Raw genomic sequence first — 16582 nt, 5'->3', positions numbered from 1 at the left:
GAAAGCCTCTCACGAGTGAGGGAGAAATAAAAATCAGACTATTCATTACTCCAATACTCGGACTTAAGGGTAGAGGTCGCTCTCTGGGGGGTCAACTGTCAACTGTCAACTGTCAACTGTTGAAAGAGTAACAGTCTCTGCCAATTGCACCTACACAAACTTTCGTAACTCTCTAAGAGACTAATAAATTAAGCAATAAAAAAAGTATCTAATCGGAATTTAAAAAACTACTATTACGTAGGGAGCGCACCGCACGCCTTACATAATAGTAGTTTTGCCTGAGTTCCTGTTTAACGTGCAGGCATAGCTGTAGCAAACTGCAACTTGCTCAAACTTTCTTCAGGCACCAAATCCCTCGGATAGCTGAGTTGTTCGGGAATCCCGAGCACGCAGCAGGGGAAATTTTTTCCTAGTTGCTTTACCAGCCGGTGATTTGCAGAATTGCAGCCCAAAAATAGTAAATTTGCTGATTCTAATTCTACGACATTTCTTAATTCTGTAGCTACCCTGCCGATGCGCAAGTGAGCTTTAAATAAACCGCGCCATTCCTCGGCCAAACAGCGGGCTTGCCACAACAATTTATCTGCTACCTCATACTCATTGTGTTCACAAAAAATTGCTCGGAAATAAGGCGGATCGATCCAAGTTGCCCGCTGCGATACCGATTGGACTTCCGCTGAAGGTAAAGCGATCGCAGGCGCCGCACACTTCAGGGCAGATATTCCCTCTAAATCCGATTGTTTTTGCCCTCGGGCTAGGGGATTTTCTACACCCAAACTACAAGTATATTCGTCATCAACGTTGGGCGATTCATCCAGCACGTAGACGACTTGCACCGTGACTTCTTTCGTTGTTACCAAACGAGTTTGATGCGCAATCCACATGGTAATGTCGAGAGCTGTTTGACTTTTAGGAGAGCTGTTGTAACCGACAATAAAGTTAATAGCTTTTGTCGTCTTTGTCGATTTTGCTTTCTTAGAAATTGGCGCTTTTGGCTCCGGTAGCAACACCATTTCATCCGTTAAGTTTTGGTATCCTAATGCACTTTCAAAACGCGCTAAAATTGTTTTGAGATTCACAGGCTTGACCTCTCTTAAGTGAACTTTTCTGTCTCTTCGTCAGGCGTTATTCGTCTTGGGTAAAGTAGCGATCGAGAAAATTCAAAGCATAGTTGCGCAGTTCGTAATACTCCTGAGATTCCCGCAACTCTTGGCGATCGCGCGGATGCGCAAATGGTACTGCCAAAATCTCGCCGATTGTCGCCGCCGGGCCGTTTGTCATCAACACAATGCGATCGGACATATAGATAGCCTCGTCCACATCGTGGGTAATCATCATCGCAGCTTGTCTGTGCTTTTCCCAAATATCCAGCACCTGTTTTTGTAACTTGCCGCGAGTCAGAGCATCCAGCGCTCCAAATGGTTCGTCCATTAATAACATCTTCGGGCGAAGTGCCAGAGCTCGCGCAATCCCAACCCGCTGTTTCATGCCCCCTGAAATTTGATCGGGATATTTATCTGCTGCTGCTGTTAAGTTTACCATTGCTAAGTGTTCGTTGACAAGGCTAATTTTTTCGGCACGGTTGAGATTTTGCAAAACTTCATCAACCGCCAGTCGAATATTTTCCCGCACCGTCAGCCAAGGCAGCAATCCGTAGTGCTGGAATACCATCATGCGATCGGCCCCCGGTTTGCGAATTTCTTTGCCTTCGAGTGTCACTATTCCCTTACTTTGTTGCTCCAAACCTGCCACTATTTTTAGTAATGTAGATTTGCCGCACCCCGAGTGACCGATTACTGAAATAAATTCGTTGGCTCCAATACTTAAGTTGATATTGTCCAAAACGCTAAATTCGCTGCCATCAGCATTTTTATAGGACTTAAACAAGTTGTTTATTTCCAGAAAATTAGCAGATTTGCTGTTAACTTTGTCGTTGGTGGGGGTAGATGTAGAAGTAAATTGAGTCACGGTATGCTCCTGAAAAATAGTAAAGTGTTAATTTAACTGGCACTGCATAAACCCTCAAATTTAGCACTCGGTTTCAACAGACTTTAACTGCGAGCCACGGAATTAACTTCCTGGCGGGACATTATCAAAAACCAAGGCAGTCAAAGATTAAGACTGAAAAAAAGATTGAGGGCGGTTGGCTCGAATTTCAAAACTATTCAAATATCCTACCGGATCGCTCGGATCGAATGCTTTTTTATCAATAAAAACTTCGGCAGGTTCGACTTTGTAGTTTTCCTGGGGACAATCGATCGCCATTTCGGCAACAATTTTGCGGTAAAGGTCAGTTCTCCAAGCTTTTTTTGCTAATTCATCAGCATTTTTCGGCACCTCCTTAATGTGTCCCCAACGCGCCGCTTGAGTCATCAGCCAAATACTGTGAGACTGCCACAGAAATGTTGAATGATTTCCCGGTATTTGGGGTAGATTCTTAGGAATATCATAGAAAATTGTGGTATCTTCAGATATTATAGTGCGGTCTTTATCGTCAAACCCACCATAGTTATATTCCCCAACTATTCCCGGCCGAGTAAATTTGTCGATCGCCCCTTTTTTCGGTTTTGCCCCCGTAAACGAGCGCTCGGTCAGCAGTGCTGCTATTTCGCTGCGATTTTCGGGCTTGCTGCAAAACTGACAAGCTTCCACCATAGCCTTCACCAGCGAGTAATAAGTCTTCGGATTTTCGTCAATGAACGATTGCATAACTCCCAAAACGCGATCGGGATGTCCCAGCCAAACTTCCTTGCCTTGCGCGAAGGTAAAACCCACGCCCAAATTGCCTTTAATTGCCCGTGTATTCCAAGGTTCAGCTACCATATAAGCCTGCATCGCCCCGATTCTCATATTCGTCACCATCTGCGGCGGCGGCACAATAATTACCCGAAATTCTTTGAACGGATCGACACCGGCAGCAGCCGATATGTAGCGGACAAAGTATTCGTAAATCGAAGAACTTAAGACAACAGCCCAGACTTTATTTTCTACTGGCTGACTGTCAAAAAAGGCGCGAAATTGTTTGCCAAATTCTTCTAAATTGCCGTTGTATTCGTGCCACGGGCGCAAACCGAAATCCCACATCGCTTTGCTCATAGTCATCGCGTTGCCGTGGCGGTGGATTGTCATGGCAGCGCACAGGGGTGCGTGGCGCGCTCCTTCGGCGCCAATGCGGGCGTTTGTAACGGCGCCGGATACAACTGGGGAGGCGTCTAGGCGCCCGAAAATGATGCCGTCGCGGGAGGTTGCCCAACTTGCTTCGCGGTTGAGTTTGACGTTTAAGCCGTATTTGCGGAAAAATCCTTTTTTCCAGGCGATCGCAAATGGTGCACAATCGTTAACGGGTACGTATCCTATGGTTAAATTTGGTTTCTCTAAGGTTTGGGAATTGACGATCGGCTTTACCGCTTCTGCTTCTTCTGTGAGTCCTTTTGCCGATCGATCCGCGTTAATTCCACAACCAGATAAAGCCATTCCCGCCGCCGCCGCACCCATTCCTTGCAAAAACTCCCGCCGATTCCATTCATTGGAAAAGTTATCACTCATACAATTTTAGATTTTAGATTTTAGATTTTAGATTTGAAGAATTGGCAATGACTGATAAGTTAATGGTTAGGCTCTAGCCAATCAATTGCATTTTATTGGGAACTCACTACGATCTAATTCTCCATCGTTAATCGCTCACTATTCGCCATCTCAAACCAGAGTTTTTAGCTAATGACAACTGACAACTGACAACTGACTAATGACTCTCGATCGGTCTGTGGGTTACGAATTCCTGAATTTTGCCAACAGCCCAATCGAGCAGCAAACCAGTTAAGCCAATTACAAACACCGCTAAAAATACCGAACTTAGATTCAAACGGCTCCACTCATCCCACACAAAAAAGCCAATTCCTACACCACCCGTCAGCATTTCCACCGCCACAATCACCAACCAAGCAATCCCCAAACTAATCCGCAAGCCAGTAAAAATGTACGGCAAACTTGCAGGCAAAATTATCTTGGTAATGCGTCTCCAGCGTGGCATCTCCAACACTCGCGCCACATCCAGATAATCCTTGGAAACGCTAGAGACTCCCAAAGCTGTGTTGATAATTGTCGGCCACAAAGACGTAATAAATATCACAAAAATCGCCGACGGATCTGCTAAATTAAAGATTGATAGAGCGATCGGCAGCCAAGCCAGCGGCGACACCGGTTTGAAGATTTGAATCACCGGATTGAGCGCCATCATCGCCGGTTTCGACATCCCGATCAAAAATCCCACGGGAATCGCCACAACTGCACCCAGCAAAAATCCTAGCAACACCCTGCGCAAACTCGCCAGCAGCAGCCAGCCAATGCCTAAATCTCCCGGCCCGCGCTGATAAAATGGATGCAATATGTAATCTAAATTAGCGATTAACGCTTGATACGGGGTGGGAATTAAATCGCTTTTGAAGCTGGCAACAATCCACCACAGACCAAGAATTCCCAAAAAACCCACCGCCGGCAACAATACGGTATCTCGGATAACGACGGGTTTTGTTCGTTTCCAAGCTGCTTGTCCGGCAATTGCGATCGCAGCTAAATTAAGTTGAATTGACATTTCAATCTCCTCAGAGTCAGGGGCGGTACAAGAATCTTGAACAATACCAACCGGAGACACTGATGAAGCCAAACTATCTGTAGAAGACAAGTTGACTCTTCAGTCTCTTCTCAATGCCTGCGAAGTTAGCTGACGGGCTAGGACTGAGAGATGTCCTTCTCTAAAGATTTCAAAATCAAAAATTACACTCAAATTTGGCAATTTTTAACTTTGGTTTTTAATTCTGTAGGGATTCGCCCCGAAAATTGGTTCCTCCGCTCCAGCCACACGCTTTGTTTAAGGGCGCAGCGCTGGATTAGGCTTGACTTTTAAGCCAATTTAAATTAATCTACCACGACCTTCTGATCCTGTCAATACGTCTTTAGGAGTAGGGGCGATCGGCAAACCTGAAAACTTGAGCCACAAAAGTAATAACTAATAACTAATGACTAATAATGCCAGTTATAAAAAGTAGTGCTAAACAACATTTTTTGCGCTTCTTTACTCAACTCCATCTGTAAGGTGCCTCGCTCGCTCGAAACAATCGATTAAATTTAGGGATTTATCGAGCGAGCGACACACCCTACAAATACTGTTGCAGAAGTTTAAAAAAATCTTACAACCAATAACTAATGACTGCTGACTGCCGACTTCTTCAAACCAAAAATCGAATAGTTACATAAACAGCCGCAGCCACCAATTGCAAAGCCATCACAGGAAGCCCGTAACGCAGAAAAGTTTGAAAAGAAATCCGTCGCCCGTGCAGTTCAGAAATTCCCGCGGCCACAATATTAGAAGAAGCTCCTACTAAAGTCCCATTTCCACCTAAAGTTGCCCCGTACATCATCGCATAAAACAGCGGCAGCACAGCAGGTGGAAACTGCCCTGCAAAATCCGGCGCCAGCACCTCTGCCGGTGCGAGTCCGACGTTGACAACATACTGTTTGAGCAGCGGCACCATCGCCACTACCAGCGGAATATTTGGCACTACACTTGATAGCAAACCCACAAAAAATAACAAAGCTAAAGAACCGAAAAAGATATTTTTACCTAAAATAGCTGCTAAAATTCCTGACATCCCAGCGATGACTCCGGTTTTTTCCAAACCGCCAATCAGCACAAATATCGACATGAAAAATAGCAGCGTACTCCAATCTAAATCCCGTAAAATATTGTTCAAAGAATCTATTTTGGAATGGTGAGCCAAGAGCATTGATAAAGCTGCTCCCAACAAAGCAACGGCTGCCGGTGAAATTGGCATGGGTAACGACTCTCCCACTACAAAAAATGTCAGCACGAAACCTATAATTAAACCGCCCACTGCTAAAACTCGCGGGTGATTAATTTTGGGGTGCGGCAAGTGTTCTAAATCGTCTAAGTTTTTGTGCCAGATTTCGGGGAACAGCCAAGGCAGAATAACTACTATCACTCCTACGGCGATCGCCCCACCTAAACTTAACTTTAGCAGGTAATCTCCAAAGCTCATGTTAATCGCATCGCCGACTATGAATGTCGCCGGATCTCCCACGATTGTCAGCAGTCCCGAACTGTTAGCTACAAATACCATTAAAATTAGTAGCGGCACAAAATCTACACCGACTTCTTCTGCCATTGGCGGAATTAATGGTGCTAGCAGCATGACTGTCGTAGCATTGGGCAAAACTGCACAAATTGGCGTAGTAATCGCGACAATACCTAGCAAGAGATTTTTGCCTTTTCCTTTGGCTAAAAGTACCATTTGAGTTGCCAAGTAGTCGAATATCTTGGTAGGCTCAAAGGCTCTCACCATGACCATGACTCCGAAAAACAAGCCCAGCGTTCCGTGACTGCGACTGATATATTCGATCGCATCCTTCAACGTCATTACGTGGGTGAAAACCAGAATCAGCGCTCCCAGAAATGCCGCAATTGTGAGGTGTATCCATTCTGTAATTATTAAGAAAACTACACCTATAAATGTGGCCGCAGCGATCGCAGCTTGCACGTTTTCCATTTAGTCCTCTGACAAACTTAAAACTTAAAAATTAAAAACTCTCGGTGTGAGGGAATATACTACTTTATGGCTCTTATGTCAATAGGTTTAACTGCTAGTTTTGGCACCAACAAGCTGGGATCGACTCATCGAGAGAACTCCGGCACAGGGAAAAAATCACATCAAAACTACTTCTTTTGGCTCTGTCGCGATCGCCCGAAGTTTGGTATGACGATCGGGCGATCGCTCAACTACAATGAAGCATGGGCAATATCTGCCAACTTCACCCCCACGCAGACAATATGGACTACAGCCAACTGCTCGCCGACAAAACCGATACCATCCTCCAAAACTGGATTGAAGCAGTACGCTTGGATCGGAAAATTGAAACCGCTGACGCCTTACCGCACTCAGCGATCGAAAATCACATACCTCACCTGTTGGCAGCGATGGCTACACTGCTTTCCCAATCTCAAAACAGCGACATAAAAGCAATAATTGAAGCCAGTTTAGACCATGGATTTCTCAGAGCCCAACAAGGCTACGACGCCGCCGAAGTAGCGCGAGAGTATCATTTATTGCGTCAAGTAATATTCTCCCACTTAGAAGCACAATTGCTAGCAGGAACCACCGCCGAAGTATTCAGAGCTTTTCGGCTCATAGATGCCGTAGTAGACGAAGCAATTGCCCAGTGTTTCGATAGCTACGTCGCTCAGAGGCTACAGGAACTTCAACAAATCCAAACTCAGTTAAAACTCACCAATCAAGAACTCTCTCGCCTCGTGGGCGTCAACCAAGAAAACCTCTACCATCTAGCTCACGAACTCAAAACTCCCCTCAACTCAATTATCGGTTATTCCGAACTGTTTTTGCGCCAAGAAAAATGGCAACCCGAAATCAAAGATAGCCTCCCCGGTATCGAACACATCGAGCGAGTATTGCGCAACGGCAGACAGTTGCTGCGCCTGATTAACGATACCCTAGAACTTTCTCGCGCCGATGCTGGCAAAATTAAACTTAACCTGCGGCAAACTAATGTACAATCTCTAATTAACGCCGTAGTAGAAATGATGCAGCCAATGGCTGATGCTAAGGGATTAAAGCTCGCTGTTACCAGCGACTGCGCCCCCACACAAGTAATCGCCGACGCACAGCGGCTGCAACAAATTCTCACCAACCTGCTGAGCAATGCCATTCGCTACACAGAAGCTGGTAGCATTGAATTAAGTTGCCGCCGTGCGGTCGATGCACATTGGGCGATCGCAATTACAGATACCGGCATCGGCATCGCTCCCGCACATACCAAACGCATCTTTGAGCCATTCTTTCAAGCCTCAGAAGCTGGTAAACACCACTTTCCTCCCGACAGCACCGGTTTGGGATTAGCTATAGTATCGCGCCTAGTCACCCTCATGCAAGGCAAAATCGAGCTTGCATCAGAAATCGGAGTCGGCTCAACTTTTACCGTGATTCTCCCCCTAGAAGTTAAAATACTTCAAGCAGTCAGCTAAACATTAAGTTCAAATTTTGAGATCGTAAATTCCAAAAATCCTATGCCCTCCGCCAACCTTAGCCCTTCCACCACAGCCTTTCCCCTCACCGCCGTAGTCGGGCAAGAAGCCATCAAATTAGCCCTGCTGTTAGCAGCAGTCGATCCCGGATTGGGAGGAGTTGCGATCGCCGGACGGCGCGGTACAGCAAAATCAGTAATGGCCCGCGCCTTGCATTCCCTACTGCCACCAATTGAAATTATTAAAGACTCTTTTTGCAACGCCGAACCTGATGAAATTATTGCAGAAAATGCCTCTGACCTGTCAGAAGAAAACGGGCAAGATGCGCGCACCACAAATACTAACTCCCCAAATACAGAAATAATTCCCACACCATTCATTCAAATTCCTTTGGGTGTCACCGAAGACAGACTCTTAGGTTCAGTCGATGTCGAACAATCAGTAAAATTCGGTCAAACTGTATTTCAACCCGGACTCTTAGCCCAAGCAAATCGAGGCGTACTGTATGTAGACGAAATTAACCTCCTCGATGACAATATTTCCAACCAATTGCTCACAGTATTAACCGAAGGCCGCAACCAAATAGAGCGCGAAGGCATTAGCTTTCAACACCCCTGCAAACCTCTGTTCATCGCTACATACAACCCCGAAGAAGGCTCTCTCAGAGAACATTTGCTCGATCGCATCGCGATCGTCCTTTCCGCCGACGCAGCACTCGAACTACAAGAAAGAGTCTATGCAGTAGAACAAGCTTTATCCTATTCCAGCTCGCCCCAAGAATTTCTCAACCAATACGCCGAAGACACCGACAACCTCAAAACCCAAATCATCCTCGCCAGAGAATGGCTCAAAGATGTCACCATCAGTCGCGAACAAATTGCCTACTTAGTAGAAGAAGCCATCCGCGGCGTGGTTCAAGGACACCGCGCTGAAATCTTCGCAGTCCGAGTCGCCAAAGCCGCCGCCTCCATCGAGGGACGCACAGAAGTTAACGCCGAAGATTTGCGCCGCGCCGTAGAACTCGTCATCGTACCCCGCGCCACCGTCATTCAAACTCCCCCAGACGAAAACACACCTCCTCCTCCCCCGCCGCCACCGCCCCAAAAGCAGTCAGAACAAGAACAAGACGAACCGGAAAACGAACAAGAAGATGAAAGCGAAGACGAAGAAGACAGCCCGGAACCTCAAGAAGAACCAGAAAAAGATACCATTCCCGAAGAATTTTTGTTCGACCCCGAAGGCGTAATTCTCGACCCCGACGTGCTATTCTTTGCGCAATCCGCCAACCGCCAAGGCAAATCCGGCAGCAGAACCACCATTTTTTCCGAAGATAGAGGCCGCTACGTCAAGCCAATGTTGCCCAAAGGCCCCGTGCGCCGCATCGCCGTTGACGCGACTCTCCGGGCCGCCGCACCCTACCAAAAAGCCCGCCGCCAAAGGAATTCCCAACCCCCCCAACCCTCCCGAAGTTCGGGGGGGCAAGATACAAGTCAACCCCCCCGAACTTCGGGAGAGCAAGGGGGGGTTGGACGCCGCGTATTTGTCGAACAGGGAGACATTCGGGCGAAGCGCTTGGCTAGAAAAGCTGGGGCTTTAGTCGTCTTTGTCGTCGATGCTTCCGGTTCCATGGCCCTCAACCGGATGCAGTCGGCAAAAGGTGCTGTGATGCAGCTACTCACCGAAGCTTATCAAAGTCGCGACCAAGTTGCTCTCATTCCCTTTCGCGGAGAACAAGCAGAAGTATTGTTACCGCCGACTCGCTCGATAGCCTTGGCCCGCAAGCGTTTGGAACGATTACCCTGCGGCGGTGGTTCCCCCCTCGCCCACGGTTTGACTCAGGCGGTGCGTGTGGGAGTTAATGCGCGGCAGTCTGGAGATATCGGTCAAGTGGCGATTGTCGCGATTACTGATGGACGCGGTAATATTCCTTTGGCTCGTTCTTTGGGCGAACCGATTTTAGATGGCGAAAAGCCGGATATTAAGAAGGAATTGCTGGAAATTGCTGCTAAAATTCGCGGCTTGGGAATGCAGTTGCTGGTGATTGATACCGAGAGCAAGTTTATTTCGACTGGTTTTGCTAAGGAGTTGGCTAAGACTTCTGGCGGCAAATACTATCATTTACCCAAAGCATCCGAACAGTCGATCGCAGCTATGACTAAAAATGCTCTCCGCGACGCGATCGGCTAAAATTTTTAAATCGAGATTCCATCAGCCTTGATTGTGGCACAGGCATCCCGCCTGTGTCCCCTCTCCCCTTACCAGAAATAATTGCTTGAAAGCCCGCCCGCTTGAGCGGGATAAATTAAAATCAGACGATTCATTACTCCAATCGTCTTGCTTCCAGGTAGAGGTTGCCCTCAAGCGGTCAACTGAATGAAGTATTCCTTCTTCCTTCTTCCTTCTTCCTTCTTCCTTCTTCTTAAAAGTCTAATTTTTAACTCTCGCTCTCCGGCGAGTCATCACCAGCGAACCCGCAACCAAACCCAACCCCCCCAACATTGAGGGCTCAGGAATTTTGACCGGCAGAGGCACCCGATTTACCCGAACCGGAATCGGGCTCGGAGTAGTTGTAGCTTGCCTGGGTTGACCTGTCTGAGCCAGCAGCAAATTTTTTGAACCCAGCGATGGAGCAGCAGTAGAAATGGCCGGGATATTAGCTGCAAGGGCAGCTTGAGGGCCGGATATAACGGCGGCCGCAGCCAATAGCATTCCGGTTGCCTTTGGCAGTAATTTGCGAGCAAAAAAGGTGGGCATGAGACATTACCTGTTTGGCATTTTGTCGATCGAACTTAATCTCTCGATCTTTACTTTTTTTGCATTCCCTGTCTGAGCTACTGCGAGCAACTAACTCAACAGATTTGCGATTTAAAGTTTAAAATTTAAGATTTCTGATTTAAGATTTGTGCTTATTTGACGAAAGCTGTCTTTAGTTTCAACTTTCGTCAAACAATCTAAAATTTAAAATCAACTGCTGCCCTGCACAGAGCATAGAGTCATGAATCCCAAATCCTAAATCTCAAACTCCCCATAGATTGACCTGTGCTATCTCTAATTCCATCGAGTTTTAGCTAGCTCCTCGCCACAGGTAGCGCCGACCGTTTCACTTAAATTATAGCGTCCCTGCCCGCTTCCGCGCTTCAACAGGACGATCGTCCCGAGACAACGACAGCACAGCACAGACTTACTTGTACGCCGTCGATTATAAACAATCGCTCCCTGCATAGAAGTGATTTCACCCCCGTTCTTTATCAAATCTTTAAACTATTCCAAGTTTTGTCAACAAAATGTAAAGCTGTCAAAATAGAGATAGCAAATCTCAGCCCAAATTAGGTAAATCCTCGTGAGTAACACCAGCAACTTCCGCGAAGCCGTGCGCGAGGCCAAAAACCACGCGCTGGTTGGCCCCAACGTCATCGCTAACGCCCTGCCCTTCGTGGGCGGCGGACTCGTACTAACCGCTGTCGGCACCTACGGCGGCCTCGGAGTCATCCGCAACTATCCCGGAATTTTCTTTCCCACATTTATAGGCGCGATCGTCCTAGAATTAATTCTGTTTTTCGTCGCCAGCGCCGCCGCCGAACAAAACAACAAAAACACCGCCTTGCCCCTGCTGGCAACCTACAGCTTGCTTTCCGGCTACACCCTCAGCGGATTGGTATTTACAGCCCTCAGAACCCAAGGCGTCGGCATCGGCGGCATCGGTTTTGCAGCCCTCGGCTGCGGCATTACTTTCATCGCCGCCCGCCAAATTGGCTCCAACTTGTCGGAAGCAGACGGCATGGCTCTCACCAAAACCATCAGTTTAGGTGTAATTGCTTTGTTAGTCGTCGTTGGCGGTCAGTTTCTGCTCTCTCTCTTCGGCGTCTACACCCCAACTTGGCTGGAAATTGGCATTTCTGGCATCGGCGTGTTTATATTTGCTGGTGCTGCGATCGTCGATTTTTACATCTTACCCCGCAGCTACCGCGACGATCAGTATTTGCCCGCCGCTTTGTCGATGTACTTGACCTACATCAACTTGTTCATCTTCATTCTGCGCCTGATGATTGCTCTCAACGGTCGCGATTAATCCTTGCAAGTTTAGCTTAAAAACAACCGCAGCCCGATCGACATCCGGCTGCGGTTTTTTATTAAGATTTGCAACTAAAATAGCCGTCACCGCGTCTTTTGTGTATCTTAGAAACAAAATTTATATTGTCTGTGCAGGCTGAAGGCAGGAGGTATAATTGTATTTTTTAACCGATCAAAAATTTTGTCATCTCATCAATCGCGATCGCGATTTCAAGATTAATCACAAATAAATTGGAGAAAACTCATGTACTTAAAATACGAAGATATCAAGAGAGTCAGCGTAGAAATTACTTCTAGGTGCAATGCAGCTTGTCCCCAGTGTCCGCGTACCGGCAACCCGATTTTACCCGCAGCAGAATTAAAGATTTCAGATATTGAGAGAATTTTTCCACAAGAGTTTTGCTCTCAATTGGATTTGGTCTATATGTGCGGCAACTACGGGGATGCTATGACTAGCAATACCACAATTCCCGCGATCGAGTATTGGCACCGCATGGGAGTGCCTCAAATCGGCCTGTACACCAACGGTAGCGGGCGCAACCCCGACTGGTGGCGCACCCTGGCACAGACAATGACAGGAGAACACGATTTCGTAACCTTTAGTATTGACGGATTGGCTGATACTAACAGCATTTACCGCCAAAATACCAACTGGGACAGGATAATGGAATCTGTTAATGCCTTTATCCAAGCTGGCGGAAAAGCGGTCTGGCATTACTTGATATTTGAACACAACCAGCACCAAGTAGAAGCAGCTAGGGATTTAGCCAAACAATTAGGATTTGTCGAGTTTGTACCCAAAGCTACTTCTCGTTTTGTGGTGCAAGAACTGTATAACAAACAGTCTCAAAATCAACAGCAGCAGCAGATCCAAAATTCCCCGGTACAGGCACAGAGCGATCGCCCAAACCAACCAGATATACAAGCCTCATCCCTCCCAAGTCAAGAAAATACAGCCATCAAACTGCACCAGCAAGCGGAAGTATATCTACAAACAGGGAATCTATCAGAAGCAATATCTGCTTGCCAACAAGCCCTAAAAATTCAACCTAATTTTGCAGCAGCCTGCAAAACTTTAGGCAATGCTTTTCAAGGTATGGGGCGCTTGCAAGCAGCAGCCGACTGCTATACAAATGCACTGAAAATTCAGCCGGATTTTGCAGAAGTTTATGCGAATGTAGGCAGTCTTTACGCTCAGCAGCAACAGTGGCAGCAAGCTACATTTTATTACAAAAAAGCGATCGCCCTCAAACCAGATTTTGCCGGCGCTTATCGAAATTTGGCTAAAGTCTTAACTCAGTTAGGAGAATCAGCACAAGCAAATCAGGCTTGGTATAGCGCAGTAGCCCTCGAACTTCCTCAGGTACCCCCTCAAACTCAATCCCTCCCCTCAAAGCCAAAAAGCCCAGACCTCCAAGCCCCCTCCCTAGAACAATATCAAAATCCACAGGGAGACCAATTTATCAAAGTTGTAGAAACCTACGGCGGTTTAAATAATTACTATCGCAACGTAGAAATTAGCTGTCAAACTCAGGCTAGCAAAGATATTTTCATTTCTTTTGAAGCAGAACTCTGGCCTTGCTGTTGGGTAAGCCATACTAAATACGCTGTTTATAACCACACTTACAGACCGCAGATGTTGGATTTACTTGAAAAGTACGGCGAAGGCTTTAATTCTCTAAAAACTAAATCTATCAAAGAGGCTATAGGAAGTGATTGGTTTCGCGAAGACCTCACCAAAAGTTTTTCTTGTTCTAAAAGGTTGGATGTCTGCGCTCACGAATGCGGTAAAACTTTTAATTCCACTGGTTCGCAGTACATTTAGCAGCACCTGCAACCGAAAAACCGCATAAACCGGGTTTATTGACGAAAAATCTAAGTTTTCACGTAAGCCTGGGGCAATAAATTAAGCTTGTAGGGTGCTTCAGGGCAAAGCATTACCGCTATTACAGGTATTGACTTCCTGACGCACCCTACGATAGTTGCCACAACAAGTCAGCCGCAAGCTAAGATTAACATAATCACCTACAACCCTGGAGAAATCACAGTGGAAATTCTAGAGACTAAACACGATATCGAAATTTTGGGCGATCGACTAACCAACCTACAAGACTGTCTTTGACTCAGCCTTAACCGCCGAAAGCCAAAAGTTACAACAGCTAGCACCACAGCCGAAATCTGGCAACAGCATCAATACAGGCGAACGGCTACTAGCACCACGGCCGAGATTTGGCAACAGCATCAATACAGGCGAACGGCTACTCCAAGAACTAGACGCACTCCAATCCTACCAGGCAAAACTCAACCAGTGCCAAACAATTTTGGCAGATGCTACAGCAGCACTGGAGTTACTCGAATTTCAAGCAGACGACGAACTAGAGCAAGAACTTCAAACTAATTTAGCTCAACTCAACTGCTCTCTCGAAGAGTTTGAAATAGAGCAATTGTTAAGCGGGGCTGGTGACAAAAAGGGAGCCTACCTCATAATTAGTGCAGCAATAGATGACTTAGATGCTCTAGACTGGGCACAAATGTTGCTGAGAATGTACGGTCGTTGGGGACAAAACCGAGGCTATAGAGTTCTGTTAGTTGAAGATTCCCTATTGGAGTATGTAGAAATTAATTCTGCAATTTTGGAAATAGGAAAAGTTAATTCTCTAACTTTGGCAATAGACGGACGTTACGCTTACGGCTATCTAAAGTCAGAAACCGGAGTGCATCTACTGAAACGTACATCGCCTTTTAATATTACCAGAAAGGAGGCGAGTTCAGTGACGGTGGAAGTTGTGCCAATGTATGTGGAACTGGAGATTCCACAGCAGGATTTAGAATTAATAATCTTGCCTCCTCCCTACGTGAGGTGTGTAATCCGAACTTTGGTGAGGATTGTTCATGTTCCTACTGGTATTTCTGCAATATCTGGGGAGGAGCGGAGTCGATTGCAAAATAGAGAAAGGGCTTTGGCGCTTCTCAAGAGCAAACTGTTTGCTATTATGCAAAGGCAGGAAGTTGCAGAAATTTCAGACATTCAGGTCGAGATCCTGCAAACATTCCTCAACCAACCAATTCGGGAATATCAATTGGCCAGCGACAGCGCAAACCAGGACAAAGTTCTGGATATCCGTACAGGAATCGAAACAACAGCCGTCGCCGAGGTACTCGACGGCAAGATTGACCAATTTATCAAAGCTGGTCTGCTGCTGAAAAATTGATTTGCACAGATTGAACCCAATTTCAGCTAAAATCGACAAGACACCACAAAACTAGGAGAACTCACAGTGGAAGTTCTAGACATCAAACACGATATTGAAACATTGTCCGATCGCCTGGGTAAAACTCAGGACTATCTTTGACATCCCCGCACTATCTGCCAAAATTCAAGATTTAGAGCAAATTGCCGCTCAACCAGCTTTTTGGGACGACCAAGAATCAGCCCAAGAAACTCTCCAAGAACTTAACGACCTCAAATCTCACTTAGAGCAATATCACGGTTGGCAAACCAGCTTGGAAGACGCTAGAGCTATCTTAGAATTGCTAGAGCTAGAAGCTGATGAATCTTTGTTTCACGAAGCCACATCCAACCTTTCTCAGTTAAGCCGCGAGCTCGATTCGTGGGAACTGCAACAGTTGCTATCCGGGCCCTACGACCAAAGCGGCGCTGTTTTGACAATTAACGCCGGTGCTGGCGGTACTGACGCTCAAGATTGGGCCCAAATGCTGATGCGGATGTACACGCGCTGGGGAGAAAGTCAAGGTTACAAAGTGCATTTAAATGAAATTTCTGAGGGAGAAGAAGCGGGTGTTAAATCCGTAACTTTGGAAATTGCCGGCCGCTATGCTTACGGTTATTTGCGATCGGAAAAAGGCACTCATCGCTTAGTCAGAATTTCCCCTTTCAACGCTAATGATAAGCGTCAAACCAGTTTTGCTGGTGTCGAAGTGATGCCAATTCTCGATCGCAACGTACAATTAGACATCCCGGAAAAAGACCTCGAAATCACCACTTCCCGCGCTGGCGGCAAGGGCGGGCAAAATGTTAACAAGGTAGAAACGGCCGTGCGCATCGTTCACCTTCCCACCGGTTTGGCCGTGCGCTGTACGGAAGAGCGCAGTCAGTTGCAAAATAAGGAAAAAGCTCTGACATTGCTCAAATCCAGGCTGTTGGTGATTGCGAAGGAACAGCGGGCTTCGGAAATTGCCGAGATTCGCGGCGACATCGTAGAGGCGGCTTGGGGCCAGCAAATTCGCAATTACGTGTTTCACCCCTATCAAATGGTCAAGGATTTGCGCACTGGCGTGGAAACCACCGCCGTTTTAGATGTGATGAACGGCGAATTAGATTCGTTTATTCAAGCTTACCTGCGACAGGAAAATCAGTTGGTCAGTTGACAGTTGACAGTTGACAGTTGACAGTTGACAGTTGTCAGTTGACAGTTGACAGTTGACAGTTGTCAGTTG

General features: G+C 46.7%; 12 protein-coding genes and 1 riboswitch. Of the genes, 6 read left to right on the top strand and 6 right to left on the bottom strand.

Translation table 11 applies throughout. The annotated features are described in order from the left end of the window. Positions 1–290 precede the first annotated feature (290 nt). The 5 genes from QT974_RS15855 to QT974_RS15835 form a co-directional block, all read right to left on the bottom strand. Positions 291–1079, bottom strand: a complete 789-nt coding sequence (locus tag QT974_RS15855) for a universal stress protein (RefSeq protein ID WP_333469420.1) — start codon at positions 1077–1079, stop codon at positions 291–293. A gap of 46 nt (positions 1080–1125) precedes the next feature. After that, complete coding sequence (locus QT974_RS15850) at positions 1126–1968, bottom strand: ABC transporter ATP-binding protein (protein WP_333469419.1); 843 nt, start codon at positions 1966–1968, stop codon at positions 1126–1128. A gap of 147 nt (positions 1969–2115) precedes the next feature. Next, positions 2116–3546 carry an ABC transporter substrate-binding protein gene (locus QT974_RS15845; protein WP_333469418.1) on the bottom strand — a complete coding sequence of 477 codons (1431 nt, stop codon included), beginning with the start codon at positions 3544–3546 and terminating at the stop codon, positions 2116–2118. 196 nt (positions 3547–3742) lie between these two features. Beyond that, positions 3743–4591, bottom strand: a complete 849-nt coding sequence (gene ntrB / locus QT974_RS15840) for a nitrate ABC transporter permease (protein ID WP_333469417.1) — start codon at positions 4589–4591, stop codon at positions 3743–3745. 99 nt (positions 4592–4690) lie between these two features. Further along, positions 4691–4903: riboswitch (cyclic di-AMP (ydaO/yuaA leader) on the bottom strand. A 322-nt stretch (positions 4904–5225) separates the two neighbouring features. Continuing rightward, on the bottom strand, positions 5226–6563 hold the full coding sequence (locus tag QT974_RS15835; RefSeq protein ID WP_333469416.1) for an ArsB/NhaD family transporter: 1338 nt from the start codon (positions 6561–6563) through the stop codon (positions 5226–5228). A gap of 242 nt (positions 6564–6805) precedes the next feature. On the opposite strand from QT974_RS15835, the gene QT974_RS15830 reads away from it, so the two are divergent. Both QT974_RS15830 and QT974_RS15825 read left to right on the top strand, forming a co-directional pair. Continuing rightward, positions 6806–8053 carry a sensor histidine kinase gene (locus QT974_RS15830; RefSeq protein WP_333469415.1) on the top strand — a complete coding sequence of 416 codons (1248 nt, stop codon included), beginning with the start codon at positions 6806–6808 and terminating at the stop codon, positions 8051–8053. A gap of 42 nt (positions 8054–8095) precedes the next feature. Further along, the gene (locus QT974_RS15825) at positions 8096–10240 is read left to right on the top strand and encodes a magnesium chelatase subunit D family protein (RefSeq protein WP_333469414.1); all 2145 of its coding nucleotides are present in this window, start codon (positions 8096–8098) and stop codon (positions 10238–10240) included. A gap of 240 nt (positions 10241–10480) precedes the next feature. Here QT974_RS15825 and QT974_RS15820 read toward each other — a convergent pair whose 3' ends face one another. Continuing rightward, positions 10481–10807, bottom strand: coding sequence for a PEP-CTERM sorting domain-containing protein (locus tag QT974_RS15820; RefSeq protein WP_333469413.1), 327 nt, complete (start codon positions 10805–10807; stop codon positions 10481–10483). A 586-nt stretch (positions 10808–11393) separates the two neighbouring features. Between QT974_RS15820 and QT974_RS15815 the strand changes: the two genes are divergently transcribed. From QT974_RS15815 to prfB, 4 genes are all read left to right on the top strand, one after another. Next, entirely contained in the window at positions 11394–12122 is a 729-nt protein-coding gene (locus QT974_RS15815; protein ID WP_293156577.1) for a Bax inhibitor-1/YccA family protein, read from the top strand. Positions 12123–12368: 246 nt separating this feature from the next. Then, positions 12369–13949: a tetratricopeptide repeat protein gene (locus tag QT974_RS15810; RefSeq protein ID WP_333469412.1), complete on the top strand. Its 1581-nt coding sequence runs from the start codon at positions 12369–12371 to the stop codon at positions 13947–13949. 364 nt (positions 13950–14313) lie between these two features. Continuing rightward, the gene (locus QT974_RS15805) at positions 14314–15336 is read left to right on the top strand and encodes a PCRF domain-containing protein (protein WP_333469421.1); all 1023 of its coding nucleotides are present in this window, start codon (positions 14314–14316) and stop codon (positions 15334–15336) included. 66 nt (positions 15337–15402) lie between these two features. Beyond that, positions 15403–16513, top strand: a protein-coding gene (gene prfB, locus QT974_RS15800; RefSeq protein WP_333469411.1) for a peptide chain release factor 2 whose coding sequence is annotated in 2 segments (ribosomal slippage) — positions 15403–15474 and positions 15476–16513 — 1110 coding nt in all. Because the reading frame shifts where the segments join, the coding sequence is not laid out codon by codon here. Positions 16514–16582: the final 69 nt, after the last annotated feature.

The organism is Microcoleus sp. BM001215392 (assembly GCF_036700185.1).
Lineage (GTDB): Bacteria > Cyanobacteriota > Cyanobacteriia > Cyanobacteriales > Microcoleaceae > Microcoleus.
Note: the sequence above shows the minus strand (reverse complement) of the source record. Positions and strands in the feature narration are given on the sequence as shown.